Below are 15432 nucleotides of genomic sequence, written 5' to 3'. Positions count from 1 at the left end.
GTCATGGACGGACACGCCGCAGAGGCTACTCGAGTGCACGTGCACGCCCCCAAAGTCGAATACTTCGACCTCGACGCGTCGACGAACACCGACCCCAAGGGCGTCGTTCGCCCCGTTGACGAGTACCGGGCCGAGTCCTGGGGTCTGTACATGGCCAGGCCGTCCGACCATCCCCAGTTCGACTATCTGCAGTCTTGGTTGCTCCCGAGCCTTGGAATACGTGCATCTATATTTCACTACCTACCGGGACACCGACGTGATCAAAATTACTATGTCGACATCGGTGAATTCGTAGCTGCGCCGCACATCTGGACGTCGACCGACCATTACCTCGACATCACGGTGAGAACCGGGCGCGGATTCGACCTACTCGACGCGGACGAGCTCCTGCAGGCACGCGTGGAGCAACACCTCGACGCGGAAACGGCCGAGCTTGCGATGCACCGTGCCGTGACGGCCATCGATGGACTTGCTCGGTTCGACTACGACCTGGACGCGTGGTTGGCATCGATCGGGATGCCGACCACGTGGCGCCCGCAAGCTGCCCGTTAGGCCTGCCAACCGGTTCTTTCGGCCCATTCCCACGCACGAGCGTAGGCCCGATCGAACCATGGTGCCTTCGCATCCTTATACGCGGTGACAGCTTCCTGATCTTCGGTAATCCCCTCGGCGGCAGCGGCCGCTCTTCTCTTGATATCGACGTATTCTGCAGCGGCGGCAGGATCAGCGCGGAGCCAATCACGAAATACGAGCGCGAACTGTTGAGCCGGCCAGCCGTCGACCCTGATGTAGACGTTCGCCGTTCGGCCCGGATCGGCAGCTCCATGCAATCGCATGCCCCACACCGCGGGATCTGCTTCTCCCCCGATGCCGTACGCGGGCTTCGGATCGTCCGATTCGATGTGCTGGATTCGAGGAAAGCCGATCCGGCCCAACGGTTCTGTCAGCGAGTCGGCGACGCCCAGGCCGGTGACCGTGATCTGGATGTCGATGGTGTCGACGGATTCCATATCGGCAACAGCGCTCGATCCGATGTGATCGATCCGAACGGCTGCACTTCCACATGCGACAGCAATACGGGCCGACAACCTTCCTGCCTGGTCCTCCCATGTCGGATCCGATGCCACGAGGGTCGGATGGGTAGTAACAACGGTGCCCTCACGGATGTTGCGTTCGAACGGTACGAGCCGGTCGAACCACAGGCTGCGCGCCGAATCTTCGATGTCACCGGGCGCACCACTGTTGTCTATCCAGACGTCGGCCGCGGCACGTCGCGCGTCATCGGTCACCTGGGCCGCGATCCGCGCACGGACGTCCTGCTCGACCATCTTCCGCTGCCCGACCAAACGATTCACGCGCTCCTCCGAGTCGACGTAGACCACGGCGACGAGATGGAACAGTGCACCCATCTTGCCCTCGACCAACAGCGGAATGTCCTGAACGATCACTGCGTCCTCGGGTGCGCCCTCGACGAGTTCCGAGGTTCGCTGCCCCACCAGAGGGTGGACGATCGCATTCAGCTTCCCTCGCGATTCGTCGTCGCGAAATGCCTTGGCCGCGAGTGCAGCACGGTCGAGTGCTCCGTCCGGCCCGAGAATGTCCTCGCCGAAGGTGTCGACGAGTTGCGCCAAGCCATCCGTCCCTGGCTCGACTACTTCTCTCGCGATCACGTCGGCGTCTACCAAAACACCACCGAGCCCGGCGAGAATCTTCGACACTGTGGACTTCCCTGCTCCGATGCCTCCGGTGAGGCCGAGTCTCAACATGGTGTCCAGTCTGTCATCGAACACGCCGAAGCACACCAGCCCCAAATGCACCAGCTTTACCGTCATGTCCGTTATCTTCGACGTGCGAGATAAATATTTGCCGACCCACTGCTAGCGAAAAGGACCCTTCGATGCGAAGCAATCAGATCCACCAGGGTCGGCACCGTCTCGGCATGGACTTGGGTGTTCACTGCGTGCTCATCCCCGAGATTGCCCTGGCGTTGGCCGACCATCGGCGAAACTGGTTCACCACGTTGCTGAGCCCGGCTCGGCACAGCTTCGCCACCATGCGCAAGCGGACGTCCAGCGTCGGTCAGTGGAGTCCCGCCGTCGCAGGCTGAGTCAAACCCCATCGAATTTGAAAATGGGCCCGAATCCACACGGATCGGGTCTATTTTTGCGTGCACATCCCGGGTCCTGATGTAACTCGACCCGTGCCATCGACGAAGAAATGCCCCGGCTCTGAAGTACAGAACCGGGGCATCACTCTCACACCCTTACGGGTGGACTACTTCTATCAGGCGTTGCCCGACAGCTTCTCGCGCAGCGCAGCAAGCTGTGCGTCGCTGGCAAGCGATCCACCGGTCGAAGCCGGAGCCGATGCTGCGGGAGCATCGCCTTCTGCTTCGGCTGGGGCCTGGCCCGACTCCGAGGAGTAGTTGGTGTTGGCAGCCTCGGCAGCTTCGTCCTTGGCTGTCTTCTCCATCTGAGCGGTGTGCATCTTGTGACGACGCTCAGCCTCGGCGTAGCGGCCTTCCCACTCTTCACGCTGCTTCTCGTAACCTTCGAGCCATTCGTTGGTCTCGGAGTCGAAGCCTTCGGGGAAGATGTAGTTGCCACCCTCGTCGTACGAGTCGGCCATGCCGTACTTGGACGGATCGAACTCTTCTGCGTAGTCCTCGTTGGCCTGCTTGAGGCTCAACGAGATACGACGACGCTCGAGATCGATGTCGATGACCTTGACGAGTGCGTCGTCGCCGACACCCACGACCTGGTCCGGAACCTCCACGTGGCGCTCGGCCAACTCGGAGATGTGCACGAGGCCCTCGATGCCCTCTTCGACGCGAACGAACGCACCGAACGGAACGAGCTTGGTGACCTTACCGGGAACGATCTGACCGATCGCGTGTGTGCGAGCGAACTGGCGCCACGGATCTTCCTGAGTCGCCTTGAGCGAGAGAGAAACGCGCTCGCGGTCCAGGTCGACGTCGAGAACCTCGACGGTGACCTCGGTGCCGACCTCGACAACCTCGGACGGGTGATCGATGTGCTTCCAGGAAAGCTCGGACACGTGCACGAGTCCGTCGACGCCGCCCAGGTCCACGAATGCACCGAAGTTGACGATCGAGGAGACAACGCCCTTGCGGACCTGCCCCTTCTGGAGCTGGTGCAGGAACTCGCTGCGAACCTCGGACTGAGTCTGCTCGAGCCATGCGCGGCGCGACAGGACCACGTTGTTGCGGTTCTTGTCGAGCTCGATGATCTTGGCCTCGATCTCCTTGCCGACGTACGGCTGGAGGTCGCGGACACGACGCATCTCGACGAGCGAGGCGGGAAGGAAGCCACGGAGACCGATGTCGAGGATGAGTCCACCCTTGACGACCTCGATGACGGTGCCCTTGACGGCCTCGTCCTTCTCCTTGAGCTCTTCGATCGTGCCCCAAGCGCGCTCGTACTGAGCTCGCTTCTTGGACAGGATCAAACGGCCTTCCTTGTCCTCCTTGGTGAGAACGAGTGCTTCGATCGCATCTCCCACGGAGACGACCTCGTTGGGGTCGACGTCGTGCTTGATGGAGAGCTCGCGGGAAGGAATGACACCTTCGGTTTTGTAACCGATGTCGAGCAGAACCTCGTCACGATCGACCTTGACGATGGTGCCTTCGACAATGTCACCATCGTTGAAGTACTTGATCGTGGCGTCGATCGCCGCGAGAAAATCCTCTGCGGAGCCGATATCGTTTACGGCCACCTGCGGTGAGGTAGTAGTTGAGGGCATGTGTTGAGTTGCTCCGGACGGGTTGGGTATCGGTTGATGGATGTTCGGTCGGACTGTGAAACGAGTGTTGGAACAAGTGCTGAACGGTAGATCCAGTCAGTGGAACAAACGGCGGACAAGAATGTTCCCGAGAAGGTTCTACAGAACCGCTGCACCCGGCATTGTTCTCGGTTCCGAGAATCGGACACTCGAACAGCGCTGGCCCGCAGCATGTACACACTCGCGTCCAACAGGGTACGCGAGATGATCACACTGCGGCAAACCCGACTAACGTGTCGTCGATGACCGATAGTTCGATCCCTCCAAACACCCCACCGGCGGAACCACAGTTACCGATTCACCCTGGTCGCGGGAGGCTCAGCTCCCAGGCCAGTGATCGAGCAAGCCGCTCGTGGTGGGATTCGGATGCGGACGAGTATCACCGCACTCACGGCGAGTTCCTCGGTGCCGGATCCGAGCAGGGCGAGTTCGTCTGGTGCCCGGAAGGACTACACGAGGGTGATGCCCACCTCCTCGGTGAGATAGCCGGCAAGCGCATCCTCGAGGTGGGCTGCGGATCAGCGCCGTGCGCCCGCTGGCTGGCAGCTCACGGCGCACATGCCGTCGGTCTGGACATCTCCGCGGGGATGCTTGCTCGGGGACTCGACGCGATGGCCGCCGGGGGTACAACCGTGCCGTTGATTCAAGCGAGCGCAGAGTATTTACCCTTCGCGGACGAAAGTTTCGACATCGCCTGCTCTGCATTCGGGGCGGTGCCCTTCGTCGCCGACTCGGCGAACGTGATGGCCGAGGTCGCGCGAATTCTCGCACCGGGTGGAATCTGGGTATTCGCCGTCAACCACCCGATGCGATGGATCTTTCCGGATGACCCGGGGGAAGCCGGGTTGACCGCATCCATTCCGTACTTCGATCGAACGCCGTATGTCGAGTTCGACAGCGAGGGCACACCTACGTACGCCGAGCACCACCGCACGATCGGCGATCGGGTCCGCGAGATCGTTGCAGCAGGCCTCGAGTTGCGCGACATCATCGAGCCCGACTGGCCCGAATGGCTCGATCAGGAGTGGGGACAGTGGAGTCCGCTCCGTGGGCAACTTTTTCCGGGCACCGCTATCTTCAGCTGCAGGAAGCCCGACTAGAGCAGCTTGGACAGAAACAGCTTCGTGCGATCGTGTTGCGGGTTCGCGAGCAGCGACCGGGGCTCCCCGGTTTCCACGACTACTCCGGCGTCCATGAAGACGAGCTGGTCGGCGACTTCGCGTGCGAAACCCATCTCGTGGGTGACGACGATCATCGTCATACCGTCCTTGGCGAGTTGCTTCATCACACCGAGGACCTCGCCGACCAGTTCGGGATCGAGGGCCGAGGTCGGCTCGTCGAACAGCATCAGCTTCGGATCCATCGCGAGGGCCCGCGCAATGGCAACGCGCTGCTGTTGGCCACCGGAGAGCTGAGCCGGATACGCACCCGACTTCTCACTGAGCCCAACCCGGTCCAAGAGCTCCATAGCTCGTGCGGTCGCGTCCTTCTTCTTGATCTTCTTGACCTGAGTCGGCGCTTCGATGATGTTTTCGAGCGCAGTTCGATGCGGAAACAAATTGAAATGCTGGAAGACCATTCCGATGTCGCTGCGCTGTTTGGCAGCCTTCTTCGGATGGAGTTCGTAGAGCTTGCCGTTCTTCTCCTCGTACCCGACCAGTTCGTCGTCCACGTAGAGACGGCCTGCATTGACCTGCTCGAGGTGATTGATGCACCGCAGAAATGTCGACTTCCCTGAACCCGAAGGTCCCACCATGCACAGGACCTGGCCTTTGTCGACTTCGAGCGAGATCCCGTTGAGAACCCGTAGCGCACCGAAGCTCTTGCACACCTGATCTGCCTTGACCATGGGAGTCACATCGCACCACCCTCGGAGGAAAGCGGCGCCATCAGCGGCTTGCCGCCCTGGGCATCAGCGAGAGCCTGCAGTTGACGATTCGTCAAGGTTCGCGACACACCCTTCGAATAGTGACGCTCGAGAAAATACTGACCGACCATCAGCACACTCGTGATGACGAGGTACCAGGTCGATGCCACCAGAAGTAACGGAACCGGCTCGAAGTTCGCGCCAGAGATATCCCGTGCGCGGCCGTAGAGGTCACCGCTGAACGGGACGGCTACGACGAGCGAGGTGGTCTTGAGCAGGCTGATCAACTCGTTGCCGGTCGGCGGAATGATCACACGCATCGCCTGCGGCAGCACAGTTCGGCGCATCGTCTGCGACCAGGACATCCCGAGCGCCGTCGATGCCTCAACCTGTCCTTCACCAACGGAGTTGACACCCGCGCGGACGATCTCGGCCATGTAGGCGGCCTCGTTCAGCGCCAAGCCGATGACTGCGAACACAAATGCGTTACTCAGCGTCTGCAGGTTGAACGTGGCGAACTGCACGCTGAACGGTATTCCGAGCGCCACCTCCTTGTAGATCGACGGAAGGAGGCCCCAGAACACGAGCTGGACGTAGATCGGAGTTCCACGAAAGACCCACAGATAGACCAACGCGGCGCTTCGAAGAACCGGGTTCGGCGACAACCGCATCACGGCCACCACGACGCCCAGCACGACAGCGATGATCATCGAGTACACGGTGAGTTGCACCGTCAAACCGACACCTGTGCCGATCCTCGAGTCGAACAGGTACCGACCGTACGTGTCCCAAGCGAAGGCTGGATTTGTCGCTGCTCCGTAAGCAAACAGCGCAAACAAGACAATGACGACCAGTGCCGCCGCCCACCTACCCGGATGCCGCAACGGAATAGCCTTGATGGGTACCTGATCGGCTCCCTCGCTGTGTTCGGAGGGATTCACCGCAGAGGTGGACACTCGTCGACCTCTCCCCTACGAACCTGGATCGATATCGACATCAGCTGACTGCGCCGTTGATCCGTGCTTCGTCGATCACGCCTGCTTCGACGCCCCAATTCTCCGCGATCGTCTGGTACTGACCATTGTCGATGAGGTACTGGACAGCCTGCTGCAACGACGCGGCAAGTGGCGACCCCTTGGCAACCGGGTAGCCGTACGGTGCGGAGTCGAAGACCTCACCTGCGGCCTCGAGCTTGTCACCGGTCTGCTTGATGGCGTAGGCAGTCACGGGCGAGTCCGCGGACATGGCGTCGACCCGTCCGAGAACGAGAGCATTGGCCGCGTCGTCCTGGCTGTCGAACTTCAGAATGTCGATGGCGGGCTTCCCCGCTGCTACGCAGGCGGCGCTCTTGGCCGGAACTTCTTCTTGGTCCTGGATCGTGGTCGTCTGAACTGCAACCTTGAGACCGCACGCGTCGGTGGGGTCGACCTTGCCGCCCACCTGCTGCGCCCACTGAGTGCCGGCGTTGAAGTACGTCGTGAAGTCGACCGAGTTTTCACGTTCCTTCGTGTCGGTGAACGACGACATACCCAAGTCGTAGGTTCCGGCCTGCACCGACGGAATGATCCGATCGAAGTCTGCCTCTTCGTACTGGGCGGTGACTCCCAGAACACCTGCCACGGCATCCATCAGGTCGACATCGAATCCGATGATTTTGCCGGAGGCGTCTTTGAACTCGTTGGGCGAGTAAGGAACGTTGACACCGACGACCAACGTGCCGGAGTCCTGGTTCTTCTGCGGGAGCGTCGCGGCAACTTCGGCCACCTCGCTGATCTCCACCGCTGTCTTCTCGTCGGCGGCCGGAGCGCCTCCGTCCTCGGTGTTCTGAGCGCATGCCGTCAGCAGAAGTGCCCCGGCGCCGCTGAGCGCCAGAATGATTCGCGCGGGCCTCGAATACGAGCGTGCAAACAAGAGAATGCCTCCAGAAATCGAAACAGGACATCGCGGCGTGCGATGTTGCCAGAGATACGAACTTAGACGACAGCTGTCACCTATGTAGTGCAGGTAATCGAACAGTAACGCGGGGGTCGAGCGTACGGCGTCGTTTCCGGTCGGCCATATTCTCTTGTGCGTCGCTCAGACACGCAAGGTTCTGGCGACCACGGTCTCGGTGAACTCGCTCGTCGATGCCCTGCCGCCGAGATCTGCCGTAGCTACTCCGGAGCCGAGAGTGCCCTCTACCGCGTGACGGATGCGCTTGGCGGCACGGCGAAGCCGATTGTCGCCGCTGTAATCACCGAGCCAATCGAGCAGCATCGCGGACGAGAGAAACAACGCGGTCGGATTCGCACGGTTCTTGCCTGCGATGTCCGGGGCCGAGCCGTGGGCGGCTTGGGCCATCGCTCGAGTCTCAGAGGAATTGAGTGACGGCGCCATTCCCAGCGACCCGGACAGCTCTCCGGCAAGATCGGAAAGGATGTCACCGAACATGTTCTCAGCGACGATCACGTCGAAATCGGCACCCCGCCTGACGAGATGAGCGGCCAGGGCGTCGATGTGCTCCTCGTCTACTACGACATCCGCGAAGTCATCGGCGACGGTTCGGCAGGCATCGCGAAAAAGACCCGTCGTCATCGACAGAACATTCGTCTTGTGCACGATGGTGACGTGCTTGCGGCGCCCGCGCGCCAACGTGAAAGCCTCGCGCGCGATCCGTTCGCAGGCGGCACGGGTGAACACCCCGACCGCAAGGGCGACATCGGGTGTCGGCATGAACTCCCCGCTACCGAGGAACATGTTTCGGTCGGCGTAGAAGCCTTCGGTGTTTTCGCGGACGATGACGAGGTCCATCTCCGGTGACATTGCCCGAACGTCCGGGTATGCACGCGCAGGACGGATATTGGCGAAAAGATCGAACTTCTTGCGCACCACACCACCCGGCGTGAGCTGCGAACGAAAGGGCTCAGGGTAGGACGCACTGTCGTGCGGCCCGAGAATCCACGAGTCCAGTGTCGCCAACTCGTCGAGCGTCGAGTCCGGGATCGGTGTTCCGTGCGAGTCGATCGCCTCACGTCCGAGAGGTAGTTCGACCCACTCGACCCGCAGCGAAGTCTCCGCGCCCACTGCGGCGTCGACGACGCGCATCGCGGCAGGCACGATCTCGTGGCCGATCCCGTCGCCGAGCATCGACCCGATTCTCAGTGTCCGAGCGTCTTCGTGCGCCATGTGAGACATCATGACTCACTATGGTCCAGTCATTGGAATTGCTCCTCGACGACACGCTCGACGCTGCCGTCAGACGGGAATGGCAACTACTGCTCGAGGCAGACTTACCCAGCCAAGGCAGGCACAAGGGCATCTCGAATCGTCCACACATCACGTTGTCGGTTGCCGACGAGATGAACGAGTTCGACACCCGGGTGCACGACGAATACCTTCTGGTCGACATGCCCGTCAGACTTGGTGCATTCGTGGTCTTCCGTGGCAGACACGCGACGCTGGCTCGACTGGTCGTGCCGTCGAGGAGACTCATCGATCTCCACGCGCGCGTATCCGATGTGGTAGGCGACGCGGACGGTTCTCGTTCGCATACCGCACCGGGAAAGTGGACTCCGCACGTCACACTCGCACGACGCATGACTCGCGTCGAACTGGCCGAGGCTCTGCTCCGTCTCGACTCTGCGCAACCCGATCTCGTCGGCACCACGTCGGCGTTGAGACGGTGGGACGGCGAAGACAAGCGCGAATGGATCGTCCGTCAGAACCGGTAGTCACCGAATTGGCTCTCCTCCCGGTGTGTATCGGGAGAGTATCCGAGGGATATCGCCCCGTGGATCACCGTCAGAACAGCCAGGATGAGCAGTGCAATGGTCATGTGGCAAGCCTGCTGCCAGGTGATATCGCGCAACAGTGGCGGTTATGACACGTTACCTCGGTTTTCTGCCATACTTGGTTTCGTGCTGAAACGAGTAGTCGTGCCACTCCTGCCGCTGACCGAGCAGTTCGAACTCGGAGTGGCATGCGAGGTCTTCGGTTTCGACAGATCCGACGAGGGTCTACCTACTTACGACTTCTCGATCATCGCCGGTGTAGCCGAACCCATCCGGACCCGTTTCGGCTTCACCATCGACGTCCCCTATGACCTGTCACAGCTCGACGAGGCCGATCTGATCGTCGTTCCGGCTGGAGGCACATACTCCTCGGAGGACGGCAGCTACCTGTGCACCAGCGAGTACGACGCCTCGATCGAGCCGCTGCTCGTCAAGTTGCGCGCCGCGGTTGCACGCGGCGCCGGCGTCGCCAGCCTGTGCAACGGCGCATTCGTGCTCGGCAAAGCTGGGCTTCTCGACGGACGAAGATGTACGACGCATTGGCGCAACTCGGCCAGGCTTGCCGCCGAGTATCCGCTTGCCGAGGTCGACCGGGACGTTCTCTATGTGGGCGACGGCAATGTTTTCACCAGCGCAGGCACCGCAGCCGGAATCGACTTGTGCCTGCACATCGTTCGCAAAGAGCAGGGCAGCAAGGTTGCCAACGGGATAGCTCGCCGCATGGTCGTGCCACCGCACCGTGACGGCGGGCAGGCCCAGTTCGTCACCACTCCGCTGCCCACCACCGAAATCGAGACGCTTGCTCCGCTTCTGGACTGGATGACGGAGAACCTCGGCGACGACCTATCGGTGCAGAAGCTGTCGGCGCGGGTCAACATGTCCGCCCGGACTTTTGCGCGCCGGTTTCAAGCCGAGACCGGGACCACTCCCGCCCGGTGGCTGAACGACCAACGTGTTCTGGCGGCTCAGCACCTACTCGAAGATTCGGATCTGTCGATGGACGTCATCTCCGAACGCGTCGGGTTCGGCAACGCAGCGGTGATGCGTCAGCATTTCGTGCGTGTGCGGTGCACGACACCCAATTCTTATCGGCGAACCTTCCGCGCGTCACCGCAACCGGCTTGACAACTGGGCGCAGCCTGCAGGGTCGGGAAGCTTTCGGCCTAGTGGTGCGTTGAGGGACTCTAGAGAACGAAAACACCGACGAAAGGGCAGGCGTGGCTACACAGACATTGACTCAGCAGAACTTCGACGACATCGTCGGAGGCAACGACGTGGTACTCGTCGACTTCTGGGCGTCCTGGTGCGGTCCGTGTCGCCAGTTCGCACCGACATTCGAGAAGTCCTCCGAGGAGCATCCAGACGTGGTGCATGCCAAGGTGGACACGGAAGCAGAGCAGGGACTCGCCGCCGCTGCCAACATCAAGTCGATTCCCACGATCATGGCGTTCCGCGAGGGAATTCTCGTGTTCGCGCAGCCGGGTGCACTGCCTGCGGCAGCACTCGAAGATCTGGTGGTGCAGATCAAGGCGCTCGACATGGACGTGGTGAAGGCACAGATCGAAGAGCAGAAAGCCGACGCCCCAGCCGAATGATTCAGGCCTGAACGAACAAGAAGCCGCTCGCATACGCGACCGGCTTTCTTGTTTCCTGTGTGCAGGCTGCTGTCTAGTGTGCAGCCTGGTCCCAGCTCGTTCCGGTGCCGACGGACACCTCGAGCGGAACGGAAAGCTCGATGGCCGAGGACATTTTGTCTCGAACCAAATGCTCGATCTGCTCCCGCTCGGATTCGACGACCTCGAGGACCAGTTCGTCGTGCACCTGCAACAACATTCGTGATCGGAGGCCCGATTCCGCCAAAGAGTTGTGCACGTCGATCATCGCCACCTTGATGATGTCCGCTGCAGTTCCCTGAATCGGCGCATTGAGCGCAGCGCGCTCGGCAACCTCACGACGTTGGCGGTTGTCACTGTTGAGGTCGGGTAGGTAGCGCCTGCGGCCGTAGAGAGTCGAGGTGTACCCAACCTTTCGCGCCTCTTCGACGGCGTTTCGCAGGTAGTCACGAACCCCACCGAACCTCGAGAAGTAGGCCTCCATCTGCGCTTTGGCCTCCTCGGTAGAAATCTTCAACTGCGCGGCCAAGCCGAAAGCACTGAGGCCGTAGGCAAGTCCGTAGGACATGGCCTTCACACGTCGGCGTAGTTCGGGGGTGACGTCCTCGATGGGCACGCCGAACGCGCGCGAGCCTACGAAACTGTGCAGGTCTTCACCGGTGTTGAACGCCTCGATGAGGCCGGCGTCACCGGACACGTGGGCCATGATTCGCATCTCGATCTGACTGTAGTCAGCGGTCAGGAGCGTGCTGTACCCCTCGCCCACGACGAAGCCGTCTCTGATGTGGCGTCCAGCCTCGTTTCGAACCGGAATGTTCTGCAGGTTCGGGTCGGTGGACGACAACCGGCCGGTGGCTGCCACGGTCTGATTGAACGTGGTGTGAATTCGTCCGTCGTCGGCGATCGACTTGAGCAACCCGTCCACGGTGACCTTCATGCGTGTCGCATCACGGTGATCGAGCAGAAACTTCAAGAACGGATGCTGGGTTTTCTCGAACAACCCTTGCAGCGCATCGGCATCGGTGGTGTAGCCGGTCTTCGTCTTTTTCGTCTTCGGCATTTCGAGTTCGTCGAACAGCACCACTTGCAGCTGCTTCGGGGAACCGAGATTGATCTGCTTGCCGATGACTTCGTAGGCAGCATTGGCGGCTTCGCTCACCTTGTCGGCGAACTGGCTCTGCAGCTCACCGAGATGCGCTTCATCGACAGCGATGCCGGTCGCCTCGAGGTCCGCGAGCAACGACAGCAGCGGTAGTTCCATCTCCGAGAGCAGTGAACTCGATTCGATCGCCGCCAACTCGTCGTCCAGTGCGGCAGCAAGATCCAGAATTGCTTGGGCGCGCAGTATCTCGCCCTCCGCCACGGCCGCTTCCGCGACGTCCTCGGTGTCGAGCAGTGAAAGCTGGCCTTCGACGGAATCCTCGACGCGCAGTTCGCGCTTGAGATACCGCAGCGACAGATCGTCGAGGTTGAACGTCCGTTGACCCGGGCGGACAAGATACGCGGCAAGTGCAGTGTCGCTGGTCAAGCCGCCCAGGGTCCACCCGCGACCACGCAACGCGTGGATTGCCCATTTTGCTTCGTGGAGCGCTTTCGGTTGACCGGCATCGGCCAACCATGCCGCCAGTGCCTGCTCGTCCGATGGATCCAAAGAGCTGGTATCGACGAAGCCCCCTTCGCCGTCGGATGCGGCGATCGCGATCGACAGCGCATCGCTGTCGAACGGTCGTCTCGGGCCGACGACCGAGAGGCCGTGACGCTCCCCCGTGGAGGCGTGAACCGCGAGCCACTGTGCGAGCTCACCCACCGGCACGGTGCCTCCACGGACGTCGAAGCCTTCCTCGGCCTCGGGCTCCGTGGAGGACAGGGTGTCGAACAACCGATCGCGCAACACTCGAAACTCGAGATCGTCGAACAGCGCATGGATCTTCTCGCGATCCCACGGCGCCAGTTCCAACTGATCCGGCGTGTACGGAAGTGGAACGTCACGCACCATCTCGGTGAGTTCGCGGTTGAGCACCACACCGGACAGGTTGGCTCGCAGCGAGTCACCCACCTTGCCCTTGACCTTGTCGACGTTGTTGACAAGCTCTTCCAGTGAGCCGTACTCGACGATCCATTTGGTGGCCGTCTTCTCCCCGACACCGGGGATACCAGGCAGGTTGTCGCTCGGGTCTCCGCGCAATGCAGCGAAATCCGGGTACTGCGCCGGTGTGAGGCCGTACTTGGTGGTGACCTCTTCCGGGGTGAACCGCGTGAGCTCGGAGACACCCTTCTTCGGATACAGCACAGTGACGTTGTCGGTGACGAGCTGCAGCGCGTCTCGGTCCCCCGTCACCACGAGGATCCGGTAGCCGAGTGCTTCCGCTTGAGTCACCAATGTCGCGATGATGTCGTCAGCTTCGAAGCCGGCTTCGGCCATCACCGGGATGCCCATGGCACCGAGGACGTCCTTGGTGATGTCCACCTGGCCGGCGAACTCGTCGGGCGTCTTACTTCGGTTCGCCTTGTAGGCCGGGAACCGCTCGGCCCGGAATGTTTGCCGAGACACATCGAATGCCGCCGCGATATGCGTCGGCTTCTCGTCTCGGAGCAGGTTGATCAGCATGGAGGTGAACCCGTACACCGCGTTGGTGGTCTGGCCGCTGGTGGTCTTGAAGTTGTCCACGGGCAGCGCGAAGAACGCGCGAAAGGCGATGGAATGACCGTCGATCAGCAACAGCGTCGGCTGCTCACCGTCGGCGGAACTGCCGGTCGAGGGTTTCGATGCTGCACTGTGCTCGGTTATGGGGCTCACGGTTGACCAGTCTAAGTAGAAGCTCCGACACCGCGTCAGTGGATGCGACTCCCGGCCCGAACCACCGACCGGGTAGTTCGAAACACAAACGATACTTTCCGGAAATTCAAGACTCCGATTTCGTGCGCTTTCAACGGTTACAGTCCCACAATTGCAGCAGCCGAGGTCTCGAGGCTCAACCGACAACCGTCCGGAGGACGTGCGTGGCCCCAATTGTTCGATGGACCCGTAGGAAGATTCGACTTCGGCATCGCAGCCGAACCCCGCTTCGCTTCATCAAGCAAGCCCTCCTCCTGGCGATCCTCGGATCCATAGCCGCCGTGACGTTCGGCGGCACCGCGCTGGCCCAGGAACCGACGCCGACTCCCCCACCGTCGTCGTCGACATCTCAACCGCCGGCCGCCGACGCGGTTCCCGTCAGCGGCAGCCTCAACAACGGTGGCGAACGCCTGACCGACGTCGACGTACTGGCGCGCGATTCGACCGGCGACGAGGTCGCTCGAACGACATCCGAGAAAGGTGGACGCTGGACTCTCGAATTATCCCCAGGGTCATACACTTTCGAGGTCGACTCCGAGACGCTTCCCGACGGAGTCAGCGTTCAGGGCGAAGTGCAGCGCGAGATTGCGGCCGGCCGCACGAACACCGTGATCTTTTCGTTCGGTGAAGCGCGCACCTCAAATGAGCTTCCCTTCTACGAGAAATTCATCAGGACCACGGTCGACGGCTTCCGTTTCGGTCTCGTCATCGCCCTCGCTGCAGTCGGTCTGAGTTTGATCTTCGGCACCACCGGCCTGACCAACTTCGCGCACGGTGAACTGGTCACTCTCGGGGCTGTAGCTGCCTGGGTGTTCAACGTCAGCATGGGTATTCAACTGATCTATGCCACGATCCTGGCCGTCATCGTCGGCGTCGCCATCGGATGGCTCAACAACGCGGCCATCTGGAGACCACTGCGAAAACGCAAGACCGGGCTGATCGCACAACTGGTGGTGTCCATCGGCCTTGCGATCGCACTGCGGTACCTGATCCTCATCTTCTTCTCCGACCGCGCCGAGCCCTTCGACGACTACCAGGCTCAGACCCAGAACGAGTGGGGTCCGTTCGCCATCACCAACGTCAATCTGGCGTGCATCATCATCAGCATCGTCGTGCTCGTCGGCGTCGCGCTCATGTTGCAACGCACGCGGATCGGCAAAGCGATGCGCGCCGTCGCGGACAACCGTGACCTTGCGGCGTCGTCGGGCATCAATGTCGAACGCGTCGTGACATTCGTCTGGTGCATGGGCGGCGGGCTCGCTGCTCTCGGTGGCGTCCTGTTCGGACTGTCCGAACTCGGCGGTCGCGTGCAATGGGAGATGGGCTTCAAGCTGCTACTCCTCATGTTCGCCGGCATCACCCTCGGCGGGCTCGGAACTGCATACGGAGCGCTCCTCGGCTGCGTGATCGTGGGGCTGCTCGTGCAGTGGTCGACGATGTTCATCAATCCCGATCTCAAATACATCGGAGGCCTGCTCGTCTTGATTCTCATCCTCGTCGTCAGACCTCAGGGCATACTCGGCTCGCGGCAAAGGATCGGGTGAA

Annotated in this window: 14 protein-coding genes; 7 read left to right on the top strand and 7 right to left on the bottom strand. The window is 61.4% G+C overall.

Features of this window, described 5'->3' with window-relative positions:
• Window positions 1–39: 39 nt before the first annotated feature.
• Window positions 40–552, top strand: coding sequence for a ribonuclease FAU-1 family protein (locus ABIB36_RS15260; RefSeq protein ID WP_354562300.1), 513 nt, complete (start codon window positions 40–42; stop codon window positions 550–552).
• Here ABIB36_RS15260 and coaE read toward each other — a convergent pair.
• Window positions 549–1766 carry a dephospho-CoA kinase gene (gene coaE, locus ABIB36_RS15255; protein WP_354562298.1) on the bottom strand — a complete coding sequence of 406 codons (1218 nt, stop codon included), beginning with the start codon at window positions 1764–1766 and terminating at the stop codon, window positions 549–551. The two genes, ABIB36_RS15260 and coaE, sit on opposite strands and share 4 nt — an antisense overlap.
• A gap of 131 nt (window positions 1767–1897) precedes the next feature.
• Here coaE and ABIB36_RS15250 point away from each other — a divergent pair, with 131 nt between their 5' ends.
• Complete coding sequence (locus ABIB36_RS15250) at window positions 1898–2107, top strand: hypothetical protein (RefSeq protein ID WP_354562228.1); 210 nt, start codon at window positions 1898–1900, stop codon at window positions 2105–2107.
• Window positions 2108–2283: 176 nt separating this feature from the next.
• On the opposite strand, the gene rpsA is transcribed toward ABIB36_RS15250, so the two are convergent.
• Window positions 2284–3762, bottom strand: a complete 1479-nt coding sequence (gene rpsA, locus ABIB36_RS15245) for a 30S ribosomal protein S1 (protein ID WP_084346524.1) — start codon at window positions 3760–3762, stop codon at window positions 2284–2286.
• Window positions 3763–4043: 281 nt separating this feature from the next.
• Between rpsA and ABIB36_RS15240 the strand changes: the two genes are divergently transcribed.
• Window positions 4044–4901, top strand: a complete 858-nt coding sequence (locus ABIB36_RS15240) for a methyltransferase domain-containing protein (protein ID WP_354562226.1) — start codon at window positions 4044–4046, stop codon at window positions 4899–4901.
• Here ABIB36_RS15240 and ABIB36_RS15235 read toward each other — a convergent pair.
• From ABIB36_RS15235 to ABIB36_RS15220, 4 genes are all read right to left on the bottom strand, one after another.
• Entirely contained in the window at window positions 4898–5650 is a 753-nt protein-coding gene (locus tag ABIB36_RS15235; protein ID WP_354562295.1) for an amino acid ABC transporter ATP-binding protein, read from the bottom strand. The two genes, ABIB36_RS15240 and ABIB36_RS15235, sit on opposite strands and share 4 nt — an antisense overlap.
• Before the next feature lie 5 nt (window positions 5651–5655).
• Window positions 5656–6624: an amino acid ABC transporter permease gene (locus ABIB36_RS15230; RefSeq protein ID WP_354562224.1), complete on the bottom strand. Its 969-nt coding sequence runs from the start codon at window positions 6622–6624 to the stop codon at window positions 5656–5658.
• Window positions 6625–6664: 40 nt separating this feature from the next.
• Entirely contained in the window at window positions 6665–7579 is a 915-nt protein-coding gene (locus ABIB36_RS15225; protein WP_354562222.1) for an ABC transporter substrate-binding protein, read from the bottom strand.
• A 165-nt stretch (window positions 7580–7744) separates the two neighbouring features.
• Window positions 7745–8833 carry an isocitrate/isopropylmalate dehydrogenase family protein gene (locus ABIB36_RS15220; protein ID WP_354562220.1) on the bottom strand — a complete coding sequence of 363 codons (1089 nt, stop codon included), beginning with the start codon at window positions 8831–8833 and terminating at the stop codon, window positions 7745–7747.
• Window positions 8834–8853: 20 nt separating this feature from the next.
• Between ABIB36_RS15220 and ABIB36_RS15215 the strand changes: the two genes are divergently transcribed.
• The 3 genes from ABIB36_RS15215 to trxA all read left to right on the top strand — a co-directional run bounded on the left by ABIB36_RS15215 (window position 8854) and on the right by trxA (window position 11033).
• A complete protein-coding gene (locus tag ABIB36_RS15215) occupies window positions 8854–9378 on the top strand; it encodes a 2'-5' RNA ligase family protein (RefSeq protein WP_084346529.1) in 525 nt (174 codons plus the stop codon).
• A 186-nt stretch (window positions 9379–9564) separates the two neighbouring features.
• Window positions 9565–10563, top strand: coding sequence for a helix-turn-helix domain-containing protein (locus tag ABIB36_RS15210; RefSeq protein WP_354562217.1), 999 nt, complete (start codon window positions 9565–9567; stop codon window positions 10561–10563).
• A 92-nt stretch (window positions 10564–10655) separates the two neighbouring features.
• Entirely contained in the window at window positions 10656–11033 is a 378-nt protein-coding gene (gene trxA, locus ABIB36_RS15205; RefSeq protein ID WP_084346531.1) for a thioredoxin, read from the top strand.
• Window positions 11034–11106: 73 nt separating this feature from the next.
• On the opposite strand, the gene polA is transcribed toward trxA, so the two are convergent.
• Complete coding sequence (gene polA, locus ABIB36_RS15200) at window positions 11107–13839, bottom strand: DNA polymerase I (RefSeq protein WP_373270531.1); 2733 nt, start codon at window positions 13837–13839, stop codon at window positions 11107–11109.
• A 284-nt stretch (window positions 13840–14123) separates the two neighbouring features.
• On the opposite strand from polA, the gene ABIB36_RS15195 reads away from it, so the two are divergent.
• Entirely contained in the window at window positions 14124–15431 is a 1308-nt protein-coding gene (locus ABIB36_RS15195) for a branched-chain amino acid ABC transporter permease (RefSeq protein WP_084346742.1), read from the top strand.
• The last annotated feature ends 1 nt before the right edge of the window (window position 15432 follow it).

Origin of the sequence: Rhodococcus sp. UYP9 (genome assembly GCF_040547235.1) — a bacterium.
Classification (GTDB): domain Bacteria; phylum Actinomycetota; class Actinomycetes; order Mycobacteriales; family Mycobacteriaceae; genus Rhodococcoides.
This window is presented reverse-complemented; position numbering and strand designations above follow the sequence as displayed.